The 23,570-nt window shown below is 59.9% G+C and carries 26 protein-coding genes and 1 tRNA gene; 20 read left to right on the top strand and 7 right to left on the bottom strand.

Annotated features, from left to right (window positions below; all coding sequences use genetic code 11):
• Positions 1 to 235: 235 nt before the first annotated feature.
• The 4 genes from ACZK29_RS19405 to ACZK29_RS19390 all read right to left on the bottom strand — a co-directional run bounded on the left by ACZK29_RS19405 (position 236) and on the right by ACZK29_RS19390 (position 1,619).
• Positions 236 to 745 (bottom strand): phosphatase PAP2 family protein, encoded by a 510-nt coding sequence (locus ACZK29_RS19405; RefSeq protein WP_065428228.1) that lies wholly within the window; start codon positions 743 to 745, stop codon positions 236 to 238.
• Positions 742 to 1,008: a hypothetical protein gene (locus ACZK29_RS19400; RefSeq protein WP_049417694.1), complete on the bottom strand. Its 267-nt coding sequence runs from the start codon at positions 1,006 to 1,008 to the stop codon at positions 742 to 744. Before ACZK29_RS19400 ends, ACZK29_RS19405 begins: the two co-directional genes overlap by 4 nt.
• Positions 1,005 to 1,409, bottom strand: a complete 405-nt coding sequence (locus ACZK29_RS19395; RefSeq protein ID WP_478446373.1) for a hypothetical protein — start codon at positions 1,407 to 1,409, stop codon at positions 1,005 to 1,007. Before ACZK29_RS19395 ends, ACZK29_RS19400 begins: the two co-directional genes overlap by 4 nt.
• 78 nt (positions 1,410 to 1,487) lie before the next feature.
• The gene (locus tag ACZK29_RS19390) at positions 1,488 to 1,619 is read right to left on the bottom strand and encodes a hypothetical protein (RefSeq protein ID WP_478453105.1); all 132 of its coding nucleotides are present in this window, start codon (positions 1,617 to 1,619) and stop codon (positions 1,488 to 1,490) included.
• Between the two features lie 209 nt (positions 1,620 to 1,828).
• On the opposite strand from ACZK29_RS19390, the gene ACZK29_RS19385 reads away from it, so the two are divergent.
• The 15 genes from ACZK29_RS19385 to ACZK29_RS19315 all read left to right on the top strand — a co-directional run bounded on the left by ACZK29_RS19385 (position 1,829) and on the right by ACZK29_RS19315 (position 17,734).
• Entirely contained in the window at positions 1,829 to 2,170 is a 342-nt protein-coding gene (locus ACZK29_RS19385) for an Arc family DNA-binding protein (RefSeq protein WP_134735048.1), read from the top strand.
• Positions 2,170 to 3,333 carry a tyrosine-type recombinase/integrase gene (locus ACZK29_RS19380; RefSeq protein ID WP_099554625.1) on the top strand — a complete coding sequence of 388 codons (1,164 nt, stop codon included), beginning with the start codon at positions 2,170 to 2,172 and terminating at the stop codon, positions 3,331 to 3,333. Before ACZK29_RS19385 ends, ACZK29_RS19380 begins: the two co-directional genes overlap by 1 nt.
• Positions 3,334 to 3,343: 10 nt before the next feature.
• Positions 3,344 to 3,419: transfer RNA gene (locus ACZK29_RS19375), tRNA-Ile, on the top strand.
• A gap of 177 nt (positions 3,420 to 3,596) precedes the next feature.
• On the top strand, positions 3,597 to 4,811 hold the full coding sequence (locus ACZK29_RS19370; RefSeq protein WP_033834002.1) for a tyrosine-type recombinase/integrase: 1,215 nt from the start codon (positions 3,597 to 3,599) through the stop codon (positions 4,809 to 4,811).
• Between the two features lie 890 nt (positions 4,812 to 5,701).
• Entirely contained in the window at positions 5,702 to 6,412 is a 711-nt protein-coding gene (locus ACZK29_RS19365) for a hypothetical protein (RefSeq protein WP_235642988.1), read from the top strand.
• 621 nt (positions 6,413 to 7,033) lie between these two features.
• Positions 7,034 to 7,570 carry an HNH endonuclease signature motif containing protein gene (locus tag ACZK29_RS19360; RefSeq protein WP_033833997.1) on the top strand — a complete coding sequence of 179 codons (537 nt, stop codon included), beginning with the start codon at positions 7,034 to 7,036 and terminating at the stop codon, positions 7,568 to 7,570.
• A 31-nt stretch (positions 7,571 to 7,601) separates the two neighbouring features.
• The gene (locus tag ACZK29_RS19355) at positions 7,602 to 8,078 is read left to right on the top strand and encodes a hypothetical protein (protein WP_447608097.1); all 477 of its coding nucleotides are present in this window, start codon (positions 7,602 to 7,604) and stop codon (positions 8,076 to 8,078) included.
• 669 nt (positions 8,079 to 8,747) lie between these two features.
• Positions 8,748 to 9,119, top strand: a complete 372-nt coding sequence (locus ACZK29_RS19350; RefSeq protein WP_146110236.1) for a hypothetical protein — start codon at positions 8,748 to 8,750, stop codon at positions 9,117 to 9,119.
• A gap of 193 nt (positions 9,120 to 9,312) precedes the next feature.
• Entirely contained in the window at positions 9,313 to 11,307 is a 1,995-nt protein-coding gene (locus ACZK29_RS19345) for a lytic transglycosylase domain-containing protein (RefSeq protein WP_051187997.1), read from the top strand.
• A gap of 3 nt (positions 11,308 to 11,310) precedes the next feature.
• Entirely contained in the window at positions 11,311 to 13,686 is a 2,376-nt protein-coding gene (locus ACZK29_RS19340; RefSeq protein WP_051383671.1) for a TrbL/VirB6 family protein, read from the top strand.
• A 255-nt stretch (positions 13,687 to 13,941) separates the two neighbouring features.
• Complete coding sequence (locus ACZK29_RS19335; RefSeq protein ID WP_478446372.1) at positions 13,942 to 14,652, top strand: hypothetical protein; 711 nt, start codon at positions 13,942 to 13,944, stop codon at positions 14,650 to 14,652.
• A gap of 17 nt (positions 14,653 to 14,669) precedes the next feature.
• The gene (locus ACZK29_RS19330; protein WP_033833993.1) at positions 14,670 to 14,885 is read left to right on the top strand and encodes a hypothetical protein; all 216 of its coding nucleotides are present in this window, start codon (positions 14,670 to 14,672) and stop codon (positions 14,883 to 14,885) included.
• 5 nt (positions 14,886 to 14,890) lie between these two features.
• Entirely contained in the window at positions 14,891 to 15,184 is a 294-nt protein-coding gene (locus tag ACZK29_RS19325) for a DUF5681 domain-containing protein (protein WP_033834018.1), read from the top strand.
• A gap of 1,298 nt (positions 15,185 to 16,482) precedes the next feature.
• Complete coding sequence (locus tag ACZK29_RS19320) at positions 16,483 to 17,214, top strand: hypothetical protein (protein WP_146110234.1); 732 nt, start codon at positions 16,483 to 16,485, stop codon at positions 17,212 to 17,214.
• A 37-nt stretch (positions 17,215 to 17,251) separates the two neighbouring features.
• On the top strand, positions 17,252 to 17,734 hold the full coding sequence (locus ACZK29_RS19315) for a hypothetical protein (protein WP_140416073.1): 483 nt from the start codon (positions 17,252 to 17,254) through the stop codon (positions 17,732 to 17,734).
• A gap of 183 nt (positions 17,735 to 17,917) precedes the next feature.
• On the opposite strand, the gene ACZK29_RS19310 is transcribed toward ACZK29_RS19315, so the two are convergent.
• Positions 17,918 to 18,184, bottom strand: a complete 267-nt coding sequence (locus ACZK29_RS19310) for a hypothetical protein (RefSeq protein ID WP_033833989.1) — start codon at positions 18,182 to 18,184, stop codon at positions 17,918 to 17,920.
• 63 nt (positions 18,185 to 18,247) lie between these two features.
• Between ACZK29_RS19310 and ACZK29_RS19305 the strand changes: the two genes are divergently transcribed.
• The 3 genes from ACZK29_RS19305 to ACZK29_RS19295 all read left to right on the top strand — a co-directional run bounded on the left by ACZK29_RS19305 (position 18,248) and on the right by ACZK29_RS19295 (position 20,459).
• Complete coding sequence (locus ACZK29_RS19305) at positions 18,248 to 18,862, top strand: hypothetical protein (protein WP_033833988.1); 615 nt, start codon at positions 18,248 to 18,250, stop codon at positions 18,860 to 18,862.
• A 149-nt stretch (positions 18,863 to 19,011) separates the two neighbouring features.
• Positions 19,012 to 19,746 (top strand): DUF4760 domain-containing protein, encoded by a 735-nt coding sequence (locus tag ACZK29_RS19300; protein ID WP_146110233.1) that lies wholly within the window; start codon positions 19,012 to 19,014, stop codon positions 19,744 to 19,746.
• A 494-nt stretch (positions 19,747 to 20,240) separates the two neighbouring features.
• A complete protein-coding gene (locus ACZK29_RS19295) occupies positions 20,241 to 20,459 on the top strand; it encodes a helix-turn-helix transcriptional regulator (RefSeq protein ID WP_033833986.1) in 219 nt (72 codons plus the stop codon).
• 40 nt (positions 20,460 to 20,499) lie between these two features.
• Here ACZK29_RS19295 and ACZK29_RS19290 read toward each other — a convergent pair whose 3' ends face one another.
• Positions 20,500 to 20,823: an excisionase family DNA-binding protein gene (locus tag ACZK29_RS19290; protein WP_146110232.1), complete on the bottom strand. Its 324-nt coding sequence runs from the start codon at positions 20,821 to 20,823 to the stop codon at positions 20,500 to 20,502.
• Positions 20,824 to 21,156: 333 nt separating this feature from the next.
• On the opposite strand from ACZK29_RS19290, the gene ACZK29_RS19285 reads away from it, so the two are divergent.
• Both ACZK29_RS19285 and ACZK29_RS19280 read left to right on the top strand, forming a co-directional pair.
• The gene (locus ACZK29_RS19285) at positions 21,157 to 21,729 is read left to right on the top strand and encodes a phospholipase D-like domain-containing protein (RefSeq protein ID WP_033833985.1); all 573 of its coding nucleotides are present in this window, start codon (positions 21,157 to 21,159) and stop codon (positions 21,727 to 21,729) included.
• 121 nt (positions 21,730 to 21,850) lie between these two features.
• Positions 21,851 to 22,657, top strand: coding sequence for a hypothetical protein (locus tag ACZK29_RS19280; protein WP_478446371.1), 807 nt, complete (start codon positions 21,851 to 21,853; stop codon positions 22,655 to 22,657).
• A gap of 23 nt (positions 22,658 to 22,680) precedes the next feature.
• On the opposite strand, the gene ACZK29_RS19275 is transcribed toward ACZK29_RS19280, so the two are convergent.
• The gene (locus ACZK29_RS19275) at positions 22,681 to 23,511 is read right to left on the bottom strand and encodes an alpha/beta fold hydrolase (protein WP_111204606.1); all 831 of its coding nucleotides are present in this window, start codon (positions 23,509 to 23,511) and stop codon (positions 22,681 to 22,683) included.
• Between the last annotated feature and the right edge of the window lie 59 nt (positions 23,512 to 23,570).

Here is a 23,570-nt window from a genome sequence, read left to right as displayed (position 1 = left end):
GTATGGCTGGTGGTGAACCTGGTGCATGGGGTGCAGCGGGCGCAGGTGGTGCACGACGTGCACGTGGTGCATCCCGTGCAGTACCTGCACCGCGTGCAGCAGGGGCGGGGTGTGCGCAGAACCACACACCCCCTGGTAGTAGTTATCTGTGCACTCACCCTGAGTACGGTTTTGCCCCGAAATCTGGCTTGACCGTACTCGCCCTGAGTACGCTTTCGTTAGGAACCCGTTACGTTTAGGCATGACCGTACTCGCCTTGAGTACGGGGTGTACTCACCTTGAGTACCGTGTTTTTTTGGCATTCGTCGGCGTATGGCCTCCAGCGCATGTAGGTCTTCTTGGCATCGGCGTCGCTGCCGTCGGTGCCAACATTCGTTAACAGGAACGAGCGCGCGCGCCCGGTGCCTGTCTTCTGATCGAAGCTCCCGGCCTTGGCCTCCTCGATCCAGCCGCGCTCCTCAAGTGCAGCAAACGCCGCTTGCACCTTCGCCTGGCCTACGTTGCCCAAGCGCCGGCGCGCCTCCCGGACACTGAGGAAGACCTCATTGCCGGTGGATGGTCGATACAGCGCGCGTAGCTCGACCAGGAGCGCGCGTGCATCCGGGTTCAAGGTCCGATAGGCGGGACAGTCAAGCTCCCAGGCATAGAGCCGGACGTGCGGAGAGATGGGGACGTAGACACTGCTGCTACGTCCCGTGGCCCGTGCCCGCCGCCGTGCCTGCTTGCGGGCTTCGCGCTCTGTCATCTCAGGTGTGCCCCTGCCAGTAGCTGGCCGACAGAGCGGCTCCACTCGGCCCCAGCGCGCGCCGCGCGCGTCATGATCCACTCGCGCACGCGGGCCTCAGACGGGTTGCCCCTGTGCTGCAGGGCGCAGTCACCGCACAGCACGTAGGGGAGGGAGGCCCAGCCGAACTCCCGCTCCACACGATGGAACGTGCCGAACACCGGCAGCAGCGGCTTGCCGCAGCAGTCGCATGCGATGGGTTCAACTGCGGGACGGCGGCTCATACCCAATCCCTCATGCCGCTCCAGAACTGATTACGGTTCGTGCGCATGTATTCCATTTCGTCGGCGGCGGTATAGACCAGCAAGTGCACCGCGTCGTGCATCGCCTCAATCTCGTACTCGTCAAGGCCGTCATGCCGGATGCTCTGCGGATCGGCGGCTTGAAGAGATCGGCCGCGATGCTCGCGCATGAGCACGCGTTGCAGCCCCATTACGGCTTGAATGGTGCGATCCACCTTCTCCATGCGGTGGGCCACCGACTTTGGCAACGTCGATCGGTCCCATTCCTCCCTAAGCCAGTCGTACCTGGTATCGGCAGGCTCGCGAGTGTCGGGAATTTCTGAATGCGCATCGGGGGATTGCCCGATGGCGTCGTGCTCGGAATGCGGTACAGTAACGCTCATGGTCAGTTCGTTCCTTGGTCGGTTCGGACGTGGCTTTCACGGCTCACTCCGGCGGCAACCGGGTGGGCCGTTTCTCTTTCAGCGGGGCAGCGCACGGCTGTCCGCCGTCTCCACAACTGCGGCCTCCAGGTAGGCGTCCAGATCGGCAGGCCGGTAAAAGCAGCGCTTGCCCACCCGCAGGTATCGCGGGCCGCGCCCCTCACATCGCATCTTGTCCAGCGTGCTCTTGCTCAACCCCAGCCATTCCGCTGCGGAGGCCGCGTCGAGTCGTGCGGCTGGGGGAGCGATTGCAGTTTCCTTTGTGGTCATTTGGCGTCTCATGGTTGGATGGTCCATTGAGGGACCATTGTTGTCCCTCTGGCGCAGTGGACCATTGTTGTCCGTTGCCGTCAAGGACAATTTTGGTCCATCATTCGCCCATGGCACCCGAATTTCACCAATTCAAACTGCGGCTTCCGGTCGATCTCATGCGGAAGGTCGAAGAGGAAGCTGAGCGCTCCGGCCGTTCGTTGTCGGCAGAGATTGTTTTTCGACTCACTGAGGCGTACTCAGCCGGCGAGGCTGCGGACGGCGGTCTCGCGCAGGATATTGCGGTCAACCTGGTGGCCTATCGGAAAGCTGTTGAGCGCAACGCGCGCCAAGTCCAGGAGAACATGGAGAAGGTGCAAAAGAGCATGCAAGAACTGGAAACGCTTAAGACGTTGCTCGAATTGCGCTTGGCTGAAACCACTCACGAACTGGACGTGAAGAAGGCTAAGTAGTGGCTGCCTACGTCAAGCTCACCAGGTCGGCGCAGCGCGCGCTGAAGCCCGGCCAGTCGATCAGCGAACACGGGATCACCTACACCCGTACCGCGAACGGCGATGGGCGATGGTCGGTCAACGTGATGGTGGCCAGGCGCCGGCATCACCAGGTGGTGGGCTTGGAGTCGGAGGGGTACACCCGTACGCAGGCGGAGGACGTGGTGGCCGCGCTCAAGGCCGCCAAGCGCAGCGCGTCCCACGGGGTGCAGGGGAGCAAGGGCAACGCCTCGCAGACGGTCGCGCAGGCGGCTGACGACTACCTGGACTATCTCCGCCGGCATGACGGAAAGGACATCGACACCAAGGAGCGGCGGTTCCGCGATCACATCAAGCCCCACCTCGGGCGCCGGCCGGTGGCCAGGCTGACCGATGATGACTGGCTCGCCTACGTGGCCACGCGGAAGGGCGAGGGCGCCAGCCCGGGCACGATCAACCGTGAGCGCTCTGCGCTGCTGCACATGCTCAACACGATGCGGCGCCGGAAGATCCTCAACGCTGCGCCGCTGCTGGCCCGCCAGCGCGAGCCGCAGGGAAAGTTGGTGTATCTGACGCCGGAAGAGTCGCAGCGGCTGCTGCTGGCCGCGCAGGAGGACGTGTCGCCATTGGCGCATCGGTTCGTGATGGTGACGCTCTACACCGGCCTGCGGCACAGCGCAGCGCTCAACCTGCGCGCTGGCGACGTGGACGTGCAGCGCAGGATTCTGTGGATCGGCAAGGACAAGGCTGGTCGGCGCGAGCAGCCCATGCCGCAAGTGCTGGCGCAGTACCTTGGCAAGGTCATCAAAGGAATGGAGGCTGAGGCCTACCTATTCCCATCGCAGCGCGCGGGCAGTGGCCGGGCCTATCAGATGAACGCCGTATTCGGTCGGTGCGTGCAGCGCGCGGGCATCGCCAAGCATGTGACCCCGCACACGATGCGGCACACCGCCGCGACCAACGCCGCGCATGCTGGGCTCGATGCGGCCACCATCCAAGCAATGGGCGGCTGGAAGACAAGAGCTATGGCCGAAAGGTACACTCACGCGGCTTCTATGCAGGACGCTATGGCGGCCCTACAGAAACAGCTTTCCGGCGACGCGATTACACCGAAATTACAACGGCGACCGCGCAAAACCGCCTGAAACCCTTACAGGGCCTATAGCTCAACGGTTAGAGCAGGGGACTCATAATCCCTTGGTTCCAGGTTCGAATCCTGGTGGGCCCACCACATTGACGTCCAGCGAAGTCCGGGGATGTCCAAGAGTGCTGGCGGGATGGGGCTTTTAGGCTGCTTGACCGTCCATCGGCATCCGTTGGCAGCCACTTGCATCCGCAAAAAAAGTGAGTCAGGCTGTGAGTCGAGGGTAGGTAATTCCCGACCCCGACTCACTGGCGGATGACTCACATGCTCACCGACACCAAAGTTCGCACACTTAAGCCCAAGGCAGCGGCCTACCGGATCGCTGACTCAAATGGGCTATGCATTGAGGTGCGTCCAACGGGGTCGAAGGCTTGGCGGTACCGCTATAGGTACGCCGGTAGGGCGAGCATCGTCACCCTCGACGAGTACCCCTCAATGTCGCTGCAGGCTGCTCGCGTCGAACGTGACCGTCTACGTGCGCTGCTGCGCGGCGGAGCCAATCCCGCTCAGGTGGCGAGGGCTGAGAAGGCAGCACAAGGAGAACGGGCCGCGAACACCTTCGGTGCCATCGGCCTGGAGTTGCTCGCCAAGCGAACAAAGGAAGGCCTTTCCCCTGGATCCGTTGTGCGCGAGCGTCGGCTGATCGAGAAGGATCTGGCTGGATTGGCGGATCTGCCCGTTGGGGACATCACTGCGCCGGTTCTGCTGGCTGCGCTTAGGAAGCTGGAACAGCGAGGCGTAGTCGAGACTGCACATCGGGCTAGAGCCCACGCCGGCCGAATCTTCCGCTACGCCATCGCTACGGGGCGTGCTGATCGGAATCCCGCTCAGGACCTCACAGGAGCGCTTGAGCAGCCTCAGACCAAGCACTTTGCCAGCGTGACCGACCCTGCCGTTATAGGTAGCCTCCTGCGCGCGCTGTGGGGCTACCAGGGGGCATTGGTCACACAGGCCGCGCTAAAGCTCGCTCCGATGCTATTTGTCCGTCCCGGGGAGCTGAGGCAGGCGAAGTGGGCTGACATCGACCTCGATGCTGCAGAGTGGCGCTACGTCACCAGCAAGACCAAGACTCCGCACATCGTTCCGCTCTCGAGCCAAGCCGTGGAAGTGCTGAGGGACCTGTATCCCTACACCAAACGCAGCAAGTTCGTGTTTCCTGGGGTCCGTAGTGCCCAAAAGCCCATGAGCGAGAACACGCTGAACGCGGCGCTGCGGAATCTTGGATTCGACTCAGACACGATGGTGGGCCATGGCTTCCGAGCGATGGCAAGAACGGTGCTGGATGAAGTGCTTGGCTATCGCCCGGACTACATCGAGCATCAGTTGGCGCACGCCGTGAAGGACCCACTTGGGCGTGCCTACAACCGAGCGACCCACCTGCCGGAGCGCAGGAAGATGATGCAGGCCTGGTCCGACTACCTCGACCAACTGCGTGTTGCGGAACCGAACGTGTTGGCTTTCACAGCCAAGCGCGCCTAACCGCCAGAGAAAGGCCTTTAAGGAGGGCCGGTCAAAGAAGCACAGCCGCATAAACAAAGCGGCCGAGAAAGGGGCTGGAACCCCTAGCTCGGCCTACCACCACCGACTATTGGAGAGTCGATCATGGATAGCGTGAGTATAAGTGCTGCGTCCGAGAGAGCGCATAAAGATCCCAGCGGCTGTGAGCCGGCCATTCAGGCCCGCGACCCGATTGACGGACTCTTGGCAATGGGGGTGGCTCCCCGCTTGCTCATCTCTCATCAACTCGTTTGCATGGACTGGCTGGCCGTGCACCGCCGAGACAGGTTCTGCCTGTGCTACTTCGATAGCAGAGATGAAGTTGTGACGGAAATGATGGGGGCCGATCAGCTTCTCTCACGTGCACAGGCACTGGGCTGGCGGCCTGTGGAAGAACCTCTGAATCCGGGTGCAGGTCGCCATATGTTTGAGGAGGCCTCATACAACAAGCGGAGGGGCGTGCACTGGTACGCGGTGGCTCATGACGGCACTGAAGAGATGCTTCCTCTAGGCTTTCCCGAGGTCGCCCTAAAGGCAAGCCAGAAGCGCCAGCGGCGGCGGGACCTAGCGTTAGCCAGGCGCGAGCGGAGCTTTCAGAGGCAAGTGGCGGAGCAGGCGAAGAAGAGAGCAAAGCAACTTATCGACGGTATTGCCGAGGACCTTTTACGTAATCCGTCCGCTGATTGCCCTCCGCTCCGAACTAAGGCGCAAGCCAAGCGCGCGGCCCGTGAGCTTATAAGAGACACTGTGGCTCGTCTGAAGGCCACTAGGGAGGATACAAACAGCTCTGGGGGCCCTAGGCGGGAGACTACATAGAACGCTGCGCCCGGGCACTCGAGCCTGGGCGCGCTCAATGCTTCAAGGGAACGCTCATGCCCAGCAAAGAGTTCATCGATCCACAGTACGCCATGGTAAGGGACGCTCTCTCGGGTTCGGCTGCCTACGAGTTCTGCTTGCGCACACTCGAAGGCAGAGCCCACCGTCCATTTATGATCTCGAAGAGTCTAGGGGACTGGATACACGCGGCTGTTAGCAGGGGGCTCGCAGAGCTGGAGCCCTTCGAAAAGTTGACCCAGAAGCAGCGCGAGGAGCGCGCGGAGAAGATCGTGCTCCATTGCGAGGCGCTACGCGAGCTTCTGATCCCCTTCTACCGAGAGCAGTACGGACTTGATTGGCCGTTCCAGCCATTCTTCGATCACGCAGCCCTCGAGAGCGCATTGAATTACCAGAGGCGCATGGGCGTCAATTTCGCCGATGAGGATGACCAAGAGGAAGACTTAGTTCATAAGCGATTCGCCATCTATCACGGCATCATGGCCGACCTGGGCTTGGTGTTTGACGCAATTCACAATGGGGCCCTGATGCTCCCAGAGTTGAAAACAGAAATTAAGAAGCCTAACGATCCGAATGTTAAGCGTTTACGCTTCATTCGGCGTCTGACTGAAGACCTCCAGAGTCACTTTGGGAAGCCTCACCGGGCTGTTGTCTTGTCGCTGACTTCGGTCTTCTTTGACACCTCAGATCTGGACGAAGCGGCGATCTCAAAGCTCGCCCCGGTGAAGGCCGCAGCTCGCGCGACCTGAATCTAAGTTCTATTTCTGGGATTTGGTTCAGGCTGAACGTACGAGCATATTTCCAGAATAGACAACATGTTCCCGGTCCGCCTTGGTCCTTAGATTTCGACTCACCCGCCGCGCACAGCGGCCACACGGTGCAGTCAATGGATACGTATGGACATCGGGACTTCCGGCCCTTCATTCCGGAATGCGCGAAGGTAGGGATCGGTCGCTCCAAGGCATATGAGCTGGCAAAGGCCGGTCTTCTTGAGACAGTCAGCATCGGCACGCGTCGATTCGTCTACCTCGATAGCCTTTACACACTACCCGCACGGCTCGCTGCGGCCTCCACGGAGGTCGCAGCGTGAACGGGTTCAATTTTTCCTGCCTTAACCGGGAGCAGTCGGCTCTTCTGGATGCGGCCGGTTGGACGGCCGGCTGCGCTCGTCCAGCCCCTACGCGGCGCGCCGTCAGGGAGCTGGTAGAGCGTGGGCTCATTGAGGCTTACCCCGCCACGCATGAGGACGACCACGGATCGTACAAGGTGGTCGAGTACTACGTCCCGCAAGACGTTCAGCGCGCCTGGCAGACATTGAGCGCCTCAAGGGAACCGGAGATTGAGCCAGACGACCGGGAGGAGGGGCAGCTATGACGGAGCAGGCTATTGGTCAGCTTGTGCCACACGCGTCATCTGGCCTCCTTGTCAGTCTTTCCACCGGAAGGATCTTTGAGCCGGATGGATTAGAGGTAGGGATCCAGACTTCGGACACCTATGTGAGGGTGATACGGCGCCAGTCAGAGGCCCGTACCCCCGTGACTTGGTACGCGCACCGACTGGTATGGGAAGCCGCTCACGGACCCATCCCTGAGGGCATGCAGATCGATCATCTCGACTCCAATGCGGGCAACAACGCGCTGTCTAATCTAGATTTGGTGACCCCCCAGGAGAACCGCGCCAGGCAGGCTAATAGGAGTCTGGCGCTGTACGGCTGTAGATCACCGTACTGCAAATTGTCGCCCGACCAAGTCAGCGCAATACGCGACAGCACGGAGAGCATTCCGTCAAAGGTTTGGGTCAAGCGACTCGGGATATCTCTTCGCACGGTGAACCAAGTTCGTAGCGGACAGACCTGGGCGCACCTGCCTGGGAAGCGCGCCGCGAAGGCGCGTCGCAAGAAGCCCTAGTCGGGCTCATACCTATGCCCTTGGGGGGTGTATGCACAGCACAAGTGAGGATCGCGCGCAGCGGTCTCCAGAGGGCGGCGCCCGCTATGGGCAGGCGCTACCTAAGAAAAACTCTGAAAGGCGACGGCAGAAGCTCGTAGGGCGGTCGAAGGGCGCGCCATTCCTGATGCTCGAGCACAGGATTTCCGACTCGCCGGAGTTTGGTCAACTGTCCGGTAATGCCGTCAAGCTGTTGCTGGAGCTGGCCCGCCAATACCGACCAGGCAAGAACGGCGATTTGAGCATCCCGTGGTCGGTGCTCTCGGCTCGTGGCTGGAGGAGTAAGGCGACGGTGCACGGCGCCAAGCTGGAGCTTCTTGCCGCAGGTTGGATCATCGAGACGCGCAAAGGCGGCAAGAACATGTGCAGCCTGTACGCGCTGACCTATTACGCCGTCGATGAGTCCGAAAAGCACCTTGAGCCACCGACCGTAACTCCACTGAACCTGTGGAGGAAACGCAATGGGTAGTCGCTATGTAGGCCAACTAGGTCGCTATGCAGGCCAATCCCGCTATGAGTTGGCCCGCATAGAGACCTACGAGGTCGCAATGCAGGCCAGTCAGGCGGTTATCCACACCCCTTCGAGGTCGCTATGTGTACACCCTTCTAGATATATACCAAGCGGAGCGCGCTCTTCATTGCTTCCAGTGCTTCTGAAGCTTTGCTCTAGGGAGGGCGCCCCTTGAACGGTCGAGCTCAGTTCAAAGCTAGCCTAAAGCAGGTACGAGCACCGGAAATTTCAGGGCTGTCAAAGCCCTGGCTGGAAGGATCGATTAACGTGGATCGAGCTTCCAAGGCACTTGCCGCTGCCTTCGGTTGCGGGCCATGCATGTCGCTGCCAGTGCAAGCGACTTGGGTGGAGGTTCTGCCTGATGAAGACGGCTCAATTGAACCAGCGGGGCTAGCCATTCACACCAGGGGGCGAGTAGTTCAGGACGCTCGGGGATATCTGCCTAAAGGTACAAGGGCACGGGCAGCCGCTCTACGCTCCTTCAGGGCTGAGGACCGGAAAGCCGCTGAGGACTTCGACCAAGTAGCGAACATGCGTGCGGACGCGTGCGCCACGCGTGTCCGACGCGTGCGGCGCTGGGAGAACCACAGTTTTGCAGGCGCGTTGGTCATCCCAACTGTGAGGCCGGTGAAGCCAGTGCTGCTGGCATTGTCCGACGCGTCACTTGACGGCCCACTTGAGGCATGGCTGATGGTCTATGCAGCACAGAGGATGGAGCTATGGCCCAAGGTCGAGCTCTATCTGACCGTGATGGGACATACAGCTGAAGTGGCAAGGGCGGCGGCGGCCAAGCTTCTCGGCGTCGGGCGCAGCTACAAGGACGGCGCGCGTAGTGCCCGAGTTCGAGAGGGTACCTATCGGAAGCAGGTGTCTACCGTCGAAGCCATTCTCTGGGATTGGCTTGAACGGGCCAGCTACGCCCTGCTGGAGGAGCTCGGAGAGAGCACAGGATGGGATGTTGGCGTGGGAAGAATCTTGAATGTGACGGCGAGTGGCTAACCAGTAAACCCAGCCCTTTCCTCTGGGTTCTTTGTGCCTAGCGAATTTGCCCGGGAGCGATTTACACCCGCCAAACGCCATAAGTAGTAGGGGCTCTACTACCCAAGGGCGGGCTCCTGGGCGGCGTCATCGAAGTGGTGGCGCCGCCCACTCCCATCCGGCGCATGAGACGCCCTAGAAGCACAGGAAGCAAATGAACTCCTACATTCACAATTTCTTCGGCAGGGTCACGCCGAGATGGCAGGGCCTGTCCGAGAAGGACCAAGGCGCGGTTGCTCGCCAGAGCTTGCTATCCGCTGGACTTGCCATGCTCCGGCCGACCGGAGGCAACTTTGGCGCCGCATTGGCAAACGGCATTCAAGGTGGGCTTCTCTCAGCCAATCAAGGCGTGAGCGATGCCGAGAACGCCCGCTACAAGGACGAAATCCTCGCTCGGACTCGCCAGGGCATGCTGCGGAACGCGGCTATCGAAGAGGCTCAGCGAGGCGTACTTAACCCTGACGGATCGCTCAATGAGGGCTCATGGAGTCAGTGGGCAAGTGTCGACCCCGTTGGCGCCCAGGAGTTCCGGCAGAAGGTGAGCCCGAAGGCGAAATGGGAGCCGGGCCAGATCGGCTATCGCGACCCGAAGACGGGTAAGGAGGGGCTGCTGGATGTCATCCGCAACACCGAAACCCAAGAGTACCGGGATCTCCAAGGCAACATCATCAGTGAAGGTCTGCTTGGCTCAGGAGCCGCTGCACCGCAGTTGCCGAGTGCAGGTCTTCTGTCGCCGGCCACAGCCCGGCTGCAGATGCCTGCCAGTGGACTTCTTGCCCCCGGTTCCCTCGGGCAGTTTGGCGCAGGAAACATTGATCTGACCATGCGGCCACGGGTCAAGAATCCGGATGGTTCGATCAGCACGGTTCTTTCCTTCTCGACCAACATTGATGGGAAAGAAGTGCTGCTTCCGCTCGTGTCCGACGATGGCCGAATCGTGTCGGAGGATGAGGCAATCCGCAACTACGAGCGTACCGGCCGATACCTCGGGAAGTTCAATACGCCAGAAGAGGCGGATGCTTACGCTGAGCGACTGCACAATGAGCAGGAGTCCATCTATGCAAAACCTGATCGAGGACTGCTCGGTTCTGACGTCGTGCCAAGCCTTGAACAGGCCGTGATGCAGGTGGAGTCGGGTGGCAACCCGGCTGCCGTGTCGAGCAAGGGTGCAGTTGGCACCATGCAGACGATGCCGGGCACGCTGCGCGATCCGGGCTACGGCGTTGCGCCTGCCCGTGATCAGTCTCCGGCTGAGCAAGAGCGTGTTGGTAAGGACTATCTTGGGGCCATGCTCCGCCAGTATGCAGACCCGCGTGCTGCCTTGGCGGCTTACAACTGGGGTCCGGGAAACGTAGACAATGCCCTTCGTGCAGCAGGCGGTAATGTTGACGCCATGCTTGCATCTGCTCCGGCAGAGACCCGGGCATATGTTCCGAAGGTGCTGGCGCAGGCAGGCCAGCCGAGGCCGGCGAGAACTGCTGGTCTGGAAATTGGTTTCAGACCCGATCGTTCGGTTCGTCAGGCGGAGCGTCAAGCTCCGTCTGGCTACCGCTTTAGTGCCGATGGCTCACAGCTAGAAGCTATCCCTGGCGGCCCCGCAGATCGAAAGAACAATCCTGCCCCCGGAGATCTGGCTCAGGCAGAGCAGGCGCTGCGGAAAGAGTTCATCGCTCAGATTAAGGTTCCTCAGACGGTGGTCCACTCTTACGAGCAGATCGCGCAGGCCGCGAAGAATCCATCTGCGCAGAACGATCTTGCGTTGATCTTTTCTTACATGCGCATGCTTGATCCCACTTCGGTGGTTCGCGAGGGCGAGTTCGCGAATGCTCAGAACGCTGCTGGCGTTCCGGACCGCATCCGCAACGAGTACAACAGGCTCCGAGATGGTCAGCGGCTGAACCCTGAGCAGCGAACTGGCTTTGTTAACTCCGCCAAGGGGCTGCACGACCAGGCAAAGTCTCAGATCGACGCTTATCGAGAGCAGTACTCGGGCTTGGCGCGGGAATACAACTACGCGCCGGAGCGTGTAGTGGGTAGGTCCACTGCCGCAGTTCCCCCAGCGGCGGTGGACTTCCTTCGGAAGAACCCCAACATGCGTGCCGCCTTCGAGCAGAAGTACGGCGTTAGCGCAGATGACTACCTGAGGTAGCCAATGGAAAGAAATCCATTTGATCAGTTTGATGCCCCATCGGTACCTTCTCCGACCGGGCAGAACGTCTTTGACCAGTTCGACCAGCTCGATGAGATCGTGACGCTCCCGGCCGTACAGGCCGCCAAGCCTGATTTCAGCGAGGTAACGACCAGTTGGGATAGCACGGCCGAGTTGCCAGGCAACGCCATAGGTCGGTGGCTGGGCCAGTACGGCGGGCGCCAAGTCCTTCAAGGCGCTGGCGGCCTTCTCGGTGCCGTTGGCGGTGACGCTTTCAATCACTATGTCGTGGATCCGATTCGGCGCCGCCTGCACGAACCTACGGAAGAGGATATCGCTACGGGGCGGGACAGCTTCGTTCCGACTGCCCCGTATCGCCAGGTCGGCGAGCAGATTGCAGATGAGTTGGGCATGCAGCGGCCCCAGACGAAGGCACAGCGCATTGTTTCAGACATTGGCGAAGGGCTGACCGGTACAGCGCTCACCTTGGGCGCAGGCTCAGCGGCTAGCGGTGGCAGAGGGCTTGCTCAGACTGCCGGCGAGTTCTTCGCTGCAAATCCTGTCCTGCAGACCGCTGCCACTGTGGCAGGCACAGGCGCAAGCTCAGCCGTTCGTGAGGCGGGTGGTGGTACTGGTGCACAGGTAGCCGCTGGGCTGGCTGGTGGCTTCGCTCCAGGCTTCGCCTCAGCACTTCCCGGCATGCGTAGCGGCTTCGTTCCTCAGGCTGTCGCGGATGCTACCCGTGGAGCGCTAAGGGGCCGCAATGCTTCGGGTGAGCGCGTGACTGCTCAGGACGTGGAAAGGGCGATTTCCGATTTCGCGGCAGCAGGTACTTCACCGAGTGTGGGCCAGGCAACGGGCGGGAGGTTTGCCCAGGCTACAGAGACCATGTTGGGCAACGTTGCTGGCGGCTCTGGTCCGATTGCGCGTCTTGCGCGCAACCAGGCGGATAACGCCAACGCGGCGATTGGTCAGTACGCGGCGGAACTCTCTCCACGTGGCCGAGCCATGAGTCCAGAGCAAGCAGGACGTACCATCCTAGAAGGAATTGAGGGGAAGAGCGCTGCCGCCTTCGTCCCCAAGACGGCCAAAAGGGCGGAGGAGCTTTACGGTCGAGTCTTGAAGAAAATTGCACCGGATGCACGGGTGCCTGTGGAGAACACGCAGAGGGCGCTTGCCGATCTGAACGCCTCCATTGAAGGAGCCCCCAACGTTGCGCGCCTATTCCAGAACGCTCGCATTCGAGGAATCGGCGGTGCATTGGACGAGGATGTCGGCGGAATGGAGGCAGCACTGCAGCGCCCTGATGTACAGCGGCAAGCAGAGCAGCTGAAACAGCAGCTTGAGGGGCAGGCGCAGCGGGCAGCTGCGGAGAACGCGCGCCTTCAGTCACTGGGGTTGCGTGGCTCGCTTCCCGTTCTGACGCCTCAGCAGATCGACGAGCAGGTGGTGACCGCCGTATCTGGAATGGCCGACAACCAACTGCCGTATCAGGCGCTTACCAAGCTTCGCACGCTGGTTGGGCGGGAGCTCGATAACTACTCCTTGGCTGACAGCGTTCCCCGGGACAAGTGGAAAACGCTCTATGGGGCACTTACGAAGGATATGGAGGCCGCCGCCACGACACCCGAAGCGCGGCAGGCTTGGAGTCGGGCAAACGCCTACTACGCGGCGCGTAGCAATCGAATCGACGCCGTGGCGCATGTGGTGGATAAGAGCGGCGGACCGGAGGCTGTTTACAAGGCGGCGTTTGGCAACACCCGAGAGGGTGCGACCACGTTGCGAGCGGTGATGCAGTCGTTGCCAAAGGACGCCCAGCGTGAAGTATCGGCGTCCTTCATTCGCCGGATGGGTCGAGCCACTGGCAGTCAGCAGAATGCGGACAGTGACGTCTTCAGTATGGAGACGTTCCTCACCAACTGGGCGAACATGAGCCCTGAGGCCAAGCGAGTGCTGTTTGACCGTCATGGCCTCGGTTTCCGGCAGGACATGGACAGGATCGCCAGGATGACGGATCGAATTCGGCAGGGAAGTTCGGTGTTCCGAAATCCATCTGGATCCGCTCGCCTGATCTCCTTGATAACTCAGTCGGCTGGTACTGCGAGCAGTGCCGGTAGCGCATTGGTGGCGGGTAGTCCGCTGCTGGCTGCAGGGATTGTCTCAGGCTCGATGGCGCTGGCTGGTGGCTTGAATGGATTGGCCCACCTTTTGACCAGCCCCGGCTTCGTGCGCTGGGTTGCGCAGAACGGCGAGAAGCCAATTGGTGAGCTGATCCCGCAAGCGCGTTTACTGCGGGAAATTGCAGAGCGAGAAGACAACCCGGATCTGGATGCGTTTGCAGATCGGCTTGAGGCTACGAGGCCACAGCGAAACCCGTAAAAGCGAGCACTACGAAGCCCGCCAGTAGAACGGGGACTGCGATCAGCAAGCCGGCAAAGGCAAGGCCATACAGGCCGCCCTTCCGTCCATCAGAAACGGGGTTGCTTTTCGGCGGCTGCGGCAGGGGATAGCTCGTCTTTTCCCAGGCGTCCATTTCCCGTCCATCGGAGAGGTGTGGGTTCAGGATACACCCCGCCTGCACCACGCAAACACTCAAAAAAATGAATGGGCGCATAGGCGCCCAAGGAGCACGCAATGGCAGATTCAAGAGTTCCAGCCTTCTTCATGGGGGCGCGCAATCGCATCGCGAACGGTGTAGTGCCCGGGCGAGTTTTCGACGCCCGTGGCAACTACATGGGCAATGGTGGTCGGGCAGCCCTTGCAACTGTCGCGAAGTTTGGTAGCGGTCTCTTGTTTGGACCGCTGGTATCTCAGGCCGTCGACAGGGGCTTGTCCGGCTGGGTCAATAGAGGGGCTGACTACGGTATCGGAAAGCCGGTTATGGAGCAGATCGGTATCCCGGGGGCTCCTGGTGCCAGCAGGGCATACACCGCACCTACCCCCGCCCAGCTAACGCAGAACCTCGGCCTAGGCGCTCAGCGCCCTGGCGGCAACTGGTACGGCTACACGGGCGGTCCGGGCTCCATGGGCAGCTTCGGCAACACCCAGTTTGGCAATGGCATGGCAAGCGTCGGCCAGTGGAACCCGCAGAGCGTATGGGGCCAGCAGGTAGCGGCTCCGGCTGGATCGAACCTTGACCTCGGCAACAACGTGGGCGGGTTCATCGGCGGTGGCGGTGGCGGCGGCTCAATGGGCGGCAGCAACGTTGGCTATGGCTCAGTGGCGCCGAGCATGGGGCTGACTCGCGGTGGCGGCGCAGCCGGTGGCTGGCAGACCGCATCGAACTGGAGCCAGTTGCTCGGCCGGTTCAGTGGCGACCCCGAAATGTACACCCAAGCAATCTAACCCAAAGGAGACGGGCAATGGCGCCTTCTCTGTCACCCGCAGCGGTGAAGGGCATCGCTGCAGTGATGCTTCGGGCCAACGCGGGTCAGCGCGTCTACCTCGGCGGCTTGGACATCACCGAGGTAGCCGCGAGTTTCCTCCAGCGACACGTCGAGGAGGTAGGTCTGGATGCAGCGGACAAGAGCTTCCGAAAGCACGGGTTCACATTGGTAACAACTGAAAACAATAGGTGAAGGCTATGGCGTTCAAGCCAGGACAATCGGGCAACCCGAGTGGCCGGCCCAGGGTGGATTTTGAGGTTCGACAGCTGGCGCGAGAGTACGGCCGTGAGGCAATTGAGAAGCTGGTGGCGATCATGAGGGGCGATAACGCGGCCCTCGCCAAAGCAGCCAGTGAGGCGCTACTGGATCGGGGCTACGGGAAGCCGGTCCAGTCAGTCGGGATAGACCCTGATTCGGAGCCGGTCCGAGCCATCACGGTGCAGCTGGTAGCTATGACAGCTGACAATGAGCCGGAGGGTGCTCGTGGCTGATGACCGAGGGGCCATTTCTACTTTAGAAGCGGATAGCTCTCAAGAGTCTTGGGACGGAGTGACCTATGTAGTCTTTGCTGCCGAACGACAATGCCTGCCTGAGGATTTTGAAGGCAGGATGCAAGTGGCTACCGCTGCAATTGGCGCCCCCTGGAGGGCGTACGATCTACATGACGGGCAATGCCCAGTCCTGGTGGGTGGCAATTGCCAATGCGGGCTGGTCAGCTACTTCAGCAATGGACGGTGGATCGCCGGGGTGGACATGTTCCATTCGGTCCAGGACATCTTCCCACTGCACTAGCCCTACTTCCGGGTCTCCTTGCAGACGTACATGTCCCACTCCTTCTCGTACCGGCAGCCAACGCCGCACTCATAGCTCCCGAAGTCTTCCGACTTGTTATCGGATGCCAATTGCCTTAGTGCGCTAATCGAGGCCTGCTGGCATTGCTCGAAGGACGCGTAGTGGCCGTAGATCGCCTTGGAGGCGTCTTCTGCTGCCAAGGACTTCCCGGGAGGGTAGACGAAGGCTGTCCAAGTTTCTGGCCGTCCGGCGCAGGCGCCAAGCAAGATGAGGATAGCTACGACGACGAAGCGAAGTCTAGGCATGACCGGATCCGTAGTGTGTAGGGGTTGCCTGTCGGGCAAGCGCCATGCGAACGCATCGTTCAAGCTTCAGAAACGAAGTGGGGCCCACAATTTGACAGGTCCTAAGTTGTGGGGCGACCACGTCAAAAATGACAGTCTGCTTCCTGTGTGATTCCTTGTTCGCATAGGGTTTGCTCAGCCCTGAGTTTGTGTACGGGGGACCGGATCGACTGTTCTGGCTTTGGATATCAGTTGCTGAGACGGTAGGCGGCTAGCCTTAGATGCAGTGGGATGGCTTAACCACTGGCGTCGGTTCGTCGGCTGTAAGGATTTTCCTACACTACTGCGCGTAATTTTCCACATCACCGCTTTCCCGGCTACCCTTAGCTTCACGGAATATTTACAAGGGGGCGGTTGTGAAGGTAAACGTTAGGTTCTATTCGCCATCGGCATGTGGGTTCTACCCGGCGCGTGGGCGCAAAAGGTTCGGAACGCTCCAATATGCCTTCTATGAGCTAAAGGACTGGGGGACGGGTCTTGATCTAATTGATACGAAATTGCCGTACAAGGAAGACACCTTGCCCGCCTACTTGGCGAGTGTGGAATCCAGGAGCGGCGTATACGTAGTGGTACTGTGGATTGAGGTGCCGTCAGGTGCTGACAACAGTGTTGCCTCCATACAAGCCCACGCTCCAGTTGGACGGGCGAGCACCATGGCGAATTCCATTGTTCCAGGTACGATCCCAGGGTTTCCATGCTACTTCGCCGCAATACCAGATGAAGGCATCGTCATGTCGATTCGGATCGACGACAGCGCTATGGGACTCAAGCAGTTCCAAGGATACGTAGAGTCGTTCTTGGCGACCTCATCGCCCGCTGTGAGAGTAGATGCCGATGATGAAAGCAAAATCGTTGCATACGCGGACGAACTGGGTGATGAGCACGACGACGTTCAGGCGCGCTTTTCGTTGCGTCTTTTGCGGCACGGTGAACAGTCTGATTTCATCACTCAAAACGCTCATCTAGTACGAAAAATCGTGAGGGTGAGAACATTGGAGAGCAACAGACCCCAGGACAGAAGTCTCTGGCAAGGTCTGGTAGATGAACTCGGGTTTACAAGTCGCCCGGAGCAGACGATGCGGACCAGGATCAAGTATGAAATGGGTGTTTCTGCTCAACCGGCTCAGATTGTCCAGATTGTCAATGATCATGCGGAAAGCGCGGTCGCGCAGAAGGATGACTACGGCTTTGTAATGGAGGGTGATCCAAGTACGACCCACTGGCTCAGCAACGCTATCGCATCGTTGGAGCTCGATCTGCAACTAGGACATGAAAGAAGGGGGCGGGAAGGCGGCGAAGGCATGGTCTCACCATCGCAGCTGCTGGACCGCTTGGTTCAGAGGAAGTCACAACTATTGGAGGCTGCTGGAAGTGTCGAGGACTAGAGTCTTACTCATCCTGCTCGGTGCTTCGGTTCTTGGGTTGGCCGGGTTCTACGGCCGCTTTGTACCGTTCTCCAAGCAGTGGCCGCTATATGAGGGGCTACGAACGACTGCGGCGATCATTTTTGCGGTCGTCGGTGCTTGGCTTGCTATTGCGTATCCGGAAAGGCTGAAGGTTTCTTTAGGAAAGCTACCCCCTTCAGCCAAGCAAGAGAGCCCACTGAGAATTCCTGTGTTGATGACGCCGATTGCGCACTCTACCGGCGTGCTGGCGTCTGTGCTCGCCATCGGCTTACTAGCGCCATTGGTCGGGCAGCTGCCCCTCGTCCAGTCCAATTTGGAGTGCGCTCGAGGATTTTCTTATGTGATTCTTGCCGGCCTCACAATGTGGCAGGTCTGGACTGTAATTTCGACACTGGCGCCGGCAAGCGCCGTGAAGGACAACGCCATCGGCGAAAGCGCCAAGAACAAGCATGTCAACGCTGTTATCGGCCAGGCGCGCAAGGCGCGTAAGAAGGACTGAAAGCCCGCACATCCACGTGCCCAGTGATCTCCAAAACGTTCGTCATGCTTGGGCGATGCGTTCGCAATGCGTTCGCATCGATTTCGGATGCGCTCGCACTGGCTATTCCCATGGCATGCGGCCAACGGGGTCCTGCAAGGTAGCGAGATGGCGATACACGTCGGATAAAGGGGGGCGGCGGATCTAGTTCGGTGCCACGATCTGATCTGTAAGCAGCGCGAGCGCTTGCTGCAGGGCCGCTGTGTAGATGGCGCCACCATCTCCGGAATGCTTCTCTGCAATCCCAGGAAGCAACTGCGCCCAGATGCGGCAAATCTCTTTTGGTCTGGGATGGGTGATTACCACTGCACGAAGTCCGTACTCGAACGCCTTCAGGTAGCCGCGATGCGCTTCCAAGGAAGTCTCGCAGGCTTCAAGGCGCTGCAGTACCTCTGCGATTGCTTCTGACATTGGTGGCTCTAGACAGATGGCTGAAGAGTAGAGATAGTCGGCGCGGGCCTACGAACTTGTCCAATGAGCATCCTCAACGTTCTGCTCACTCGTGACCACCTGGTCGTCGCGGTGGATACCCTGGCAGAGGACGCCCTGACGGGGGCCCATTCCTCCGGGGCGAAGCTCTTGCTGATCCCCCAGCACAACCTGGTGTTGGCAACGCGAGGTTCTACCCAGTTCTTCCTGCGCATCTACGAGCTGGCGCTGCAGGCCAGCTTCCGCGCGGACTTTACGATGGAGCAGCTATCGGCTGAGCTGGGCTTGGTTGTAGACCAGCTATGGCCGGACTACGAGAGGGCGGCAGCCGAGGCGGGCTTGCCGCTCGAGCAGCTCGGCACCGAGTTGGTGCTGGGTGGCTGGTCGCCGAAGAATGGCCGGATGATAGCCACAGCGTATGCCAAGAACGACAGTCAGCGCCCGACCCGGGTCCAGCCTATCGGCGGGCAGCTGGCGTCGCCTGGCGAGCCTCTCCAAGCTGTGACGCCGAGCATGGCCCAGACGGATCTGTTGGCCCATGCGCGTCTGCAAGCGAGATACCTCAACGAGCAGATGGGCCGGCAGGTCGCAGGCGGCCGCCTGCTGATCTGCTTTCTCCAAACGCGCCAGGCGGTCGTTAAGGACATTGGGCCGATGTGAAGGTCTACGCGCCGTCCAAGGGAATCTGCAGTGCGCCTTCAAGACTCCTCGCGCGGGCTGGCAGTAGCGGCTGATATAAGGTTGACCGAGATTGCAGGGAGCTAAGGCATCGTATACATTGCGTTCACATTTCGTTCTAGGACACGGACTTGTCGACCCCATCCGAACCCGCCTCTTCGACCTCCTCTAAATTGCAGGTAGGGAGCATCATCGGGGGAGCGCTTGTTGTAGTCGCCTTGGGCGCGATGAGCTGCTATTTGCTGCCGACAGATATGAGGACGGTCCCAAATTATGTCCTCATAGTGCAGACGGTCGTGATTGTTTTGGGCCTCGGCTCGCTTGCTCTACTTGCTCTGCAGCTGCGCGCAGCCAACAGGCAAGCAGCGTGCAGCGTTCAGCAACTGACGTTGACTGCACAGCAATTGACGATGACCGCAAAATGGAACAAGACGCTGTCTTATCACCAGTTCTTTGGTCGCCTCATTGCTCCAGAGCTTGCGGACAAGATTCGTGCGTGTGCAAAGAAGCATGAATTTGACGATTCTTTCACAACAATTAGTTGCATATCACAACAGGTTCTGCAGGCGATTTGGACGGACGTTGAAGATCACAACGCGGTTAGCACTTATCTCGATGAATTTGAAGAGTTCTGTGCTGCCGTTAACGCTGGCGTTGTGGAAAAGAGCTATGCTTATGGCATAGAGGCGACCAGAGTGATAAGAGCTGCTACGGTCTTTGAACCCTTCATCCGGCGAGCACGGTCGGAGACGAGGTACTCAAGGGCCTACTTCGAGTTGGAAGGGCTAGCAACGGACTGGCGTTCCCAGCGTGATCAGGAAGAGCAAGAGGCCCGAAAGACAAATGGGGTTCAGCAGCAGCATTAGGTTTGTCTCTCCTGTTCCACCCGCAAAGGAGTTTCATTTCATGAACGATAAGACCGGTTACTAAAATCATCCAGCTGAGCATGCCCCAAAGGGAAGTGTTCGATTCGCCAAGCCCCGCTTTTGCGGGGCTTGGTCGTTCAGTAGGGCTGGGTCCTTTGGTGGAATGGCTGGCAGGTCGCCAACGCCTCGACGGCCAAGGATGTTGGGGTGCATTCCCGCTTGGGTGTTTGGAGGTTGTGGGAGGCCAGGAACTTCTGGGTCGCAAGCATCGCCCAAGGCAGACGTTACGCCCAACGCTGGTATGCAGTTGGATTCTTCTCCCTGAAATATGCCTGCGCGTGGCGTTGGCCCGGCTGCTCCACACCACGCGAGCCATCGCTGAGATCAAGCCCAGTGCAGAAGCGCCCGGCCAAGGCATGAGTGAACGCGGGTGAGTCTTTAGAGCCGATACTAGGCTCGGATTTGGCCATTTGGGCCTATGACAGGTGGAGGCTATGGCTGGGAAGCAAGCGAAAATTCTGAACCTACAGGCCGACCTCCAGAACATCGAAGTAGTGATGGCGAGAACGAGCTTGAGCCGCGCGACCATCTACCGGCGAATGGCGTTGGGATCCTTCCCGAGCCCGCGCAAGATCGGTGCTAGGTCGGTTTGGCTGAAGGCAGACATTGACAGGTTTTGTGCGGAGGTCGCGATACCTGAGTCTGGTGCATGAGGGCCAAGGAACCTGCCGCCAGGGCCTGCCCGGATCTCTGCTACTGAGCTTTTCGCCCAGGTCGCGGCTTATTGGCCGCTTTGGTTCTGTTCGTCGCCAGCAGTCTTTCAAGTCGCTCATCCGCGCCGGAGAAGATTGGCACCTTGATACGGTCTGGGAAGACTGGCATGGGTGGAGCCACGTACTGGGACTGTCGCCACCATTTTTCAAGGTCGTCGACATGAATCCGATCCGATTTGGCGCTCTGACCCAAGCGCGTTACTGCGAGCCGTCCAGCCTCAATAGCTCTGCGTAGCGTTTTGATTGAGCAGGCTGAAAGCTCTGCGGCCTGCATCAAGGTCAGCAGCTTGTTGTTCGATTCCATTGCAGCAGGTCCTTCTGATTCACCGGAAAGGTGCTTGGTGGCTAGAACCTCAAAGTAGCCACGGCTGCGACATCTCCATCCGAAGCCAGATGCGCGTAGTCCTTCTCGGTCGTGGCGTAATCGGCGTGTCCGCAGCCGGGTGATTTGATGATGGACCTACCTTGGTAAGGTCGCAATACAAAGCGGTCGTTCTGGGAACGAGGCGAATGGTGGGATACGCTAGCGTCTCATTCGTTGAGAGGTGCTTCGATGCCAATTGCGCTAGTTTTGAGGAAGCAAGATGCATCCAGCGTATATCGAGATCTAGTGTTCGGCTCGCTCAGGAGCGAAGGGATGTCGGAGCTGCACATCGCCTCTGGCTTCTTTAGGGGAGATATGGCGGAGAGATTGGAGAAGGAAACTCCGGACTACTCCTTTACTAAGGCGAGTGGCCGGATAATTCACTTGTACGGCGCAAGCAACACTTCTGCGGTCCACCAGATGGTTGCGCTTTCCAACAGCCTCAAAGGATCGGGACTCAACGCAACAGCAAGTGTGCAGCGCACTCAAGGTGAAAATACGCCAACTTGGCATGCAAAGATGCAGGTGCATGTGCATCAAGACGCTGGCCCAGTAATAGCGGTGGTGGGTAGTAGCAATATGACAATGCCTGCAATGTTGGCACACACGGAAACCGGACCGCAGCGAAACATATCGCTTGCGCAGCAGGAGGCGGATGTCGTTATGTGGCTAGCCGGCAACCAATGCGCGTCTGAGGTTGTGAGAATCGCCAGGAGCGAGTGGGGGAGCGAAGTTCTAGGCCGGGAAGCCTTTGTAGACTCAAAGTATGACGATGAAGTCAAAAAGCTCATCGACGGGGCTTACGACTCACTGCTGAAGTTCGATTGGGAAAGGGTGGACGAATAGGCAGTAGGGGACCTGGCGGCCACGTGCAAAGGCTAACGCCTCCTTCTTAGGGGGTGAAGGCATGGACGCACTCGCCGCATAGTCACGCTGTGATTAGTGAGTCGAATAGCGAGTCCTAGCTATGGTTGCCGGGCTGAAAAACATTACAAATCAATGTCTTGAGTTTGTTTTTCGGTTGCTGGTGGGCCACCAATCGACCTTGCACGACCGACTGCGGATTGTTGCCTCCCTGCGCATTCCGCCGCTCCGGCTAGAGTTGATCCGCAGACAAGGATCGAACATGCCTGACACCAACGCAGAGGTGGAAGACTTCACCACCGAGATCGAAGACAGCCGGCATCTGTTCGCCTGGTGCCTGATGCGCTACGGTCAGGTTGCCGAAGAACTGGCAATCGAACACGCACGCCAACGCTATCCCGACCAGGCCCCCGGCTGCGAGTACGAGCACGCACTGATCTTCCACGACGAGCCCTGGCACTGGGCGATGCTGCACGTGTTGGGTGAAGGGTACTGGCACCGGAACCCGGAACTGGCGCAGCCGTCGCTGGCGTACGACACCGAGTCGGATGCGTTGTGCCTGGCTCGCGGTGAGTCGGTTCCCTTGCTGGATGAGAATGAGTATCTCGGTGCGCTTGCCCACGCCCGCCATATGCATGCGTGGACGCTGATCCATCAGGCAGGCATTGCCGAAGAGCAGGCGCAGCAGCAGGCGCTCGAACACTACGCCTACTTTCCGCCGCATCATCGTTGGCGGATGCGCGTCCACGATGCGCGTGCTGCATGGGGCAGCGTGATGGGTGCGCTGCACCTCGATGACTACTGGTCGCAGCCGGAGCTGCATACGCCACCACAGGCCTATTGGCATGCGTCGCGCGCATTCGTTGCCGCGAATGGAATCCGCCTGCCGGATGGTCCGGGAAGTGCCTGAAGCACTTCCCGGATCCTTCACGATCAGCTCTCCAGGAACGCCAGCAGGTCGGCGTTGATCCGGTCGGCGTGCGTGGTCGGAATACCGTGCGGTGCACCCTCGTAGGTGATCAGCGTGCCGTTCTTTACCAGCTTCGCGGAAAGGACGCCGGAGTCGGCATACGGCACCACCTGGTCGTCATCGCCGTGGATCACCAGCACCGGAATGGAAATGCCCTTCAGGTCTTCGGTGAAATCGGTCTGCGAGAAGGCAACGATGCCGTCGTAGTGCGCCTTGGCCGAGCCCTGCATGCCCTGCCGCCACCAGTTCCAGATCACCGCGTCCGACGGCTTCGCGCCGGGGCGGTTGTAGCCGTAGAACGGTCCGGCCGGTACGTCGTGGTAGAACTGCGCACGATTGGTCGCCAACTGTGTCTGGAAATGGTCGAAGACCTCCTTGGGCGTGCCCTGTGGGTTGTTTGCGGTCTTGACCATCAACGGCGGCACCGAGCTGATCAACACCGCCTTGGACACGTTCTTCTCGCCATGGCGCGCGATGTAGCGCACCACCTGGCCGCCGCCGGTGGAATGGCCCACATGCATGGCACCCTGGGTGCCCAGCTTCTCGACCACGGTGGCAACATCGTCGGCATAGTGGTCCATGTCATGCCCATCCCAGACCTGGCTGGAGCGGCCGTGGCCGCGGCGATCGTGCGCGACCACGCGATAGCCCTTGTTGACGAAGAACAGCATCTGCGCGTCCCAATCGTCGGCGGTGAGCGGCCAGCCATGATGGAAATGGATGACTTTGGCGTCGCGCGGACCCCAGTCCTTGTAGAAGATCTCGACGCCGTCTTTGGTGGTAACCGTAGCCATTTCAAGGTTCCTCGTTGTTGGGGTTGGAGAACGTCCTGCGTCGCGGCGACCTGCATCGG

Source organism: Stenotrophomonas sp. 89682_Sma, from assembly GCF_056481405.1.
Note: the sequence above shows the minus strand (reverse complement) of the source record. Positions and strands in the feature narration are given on the sequence as shown.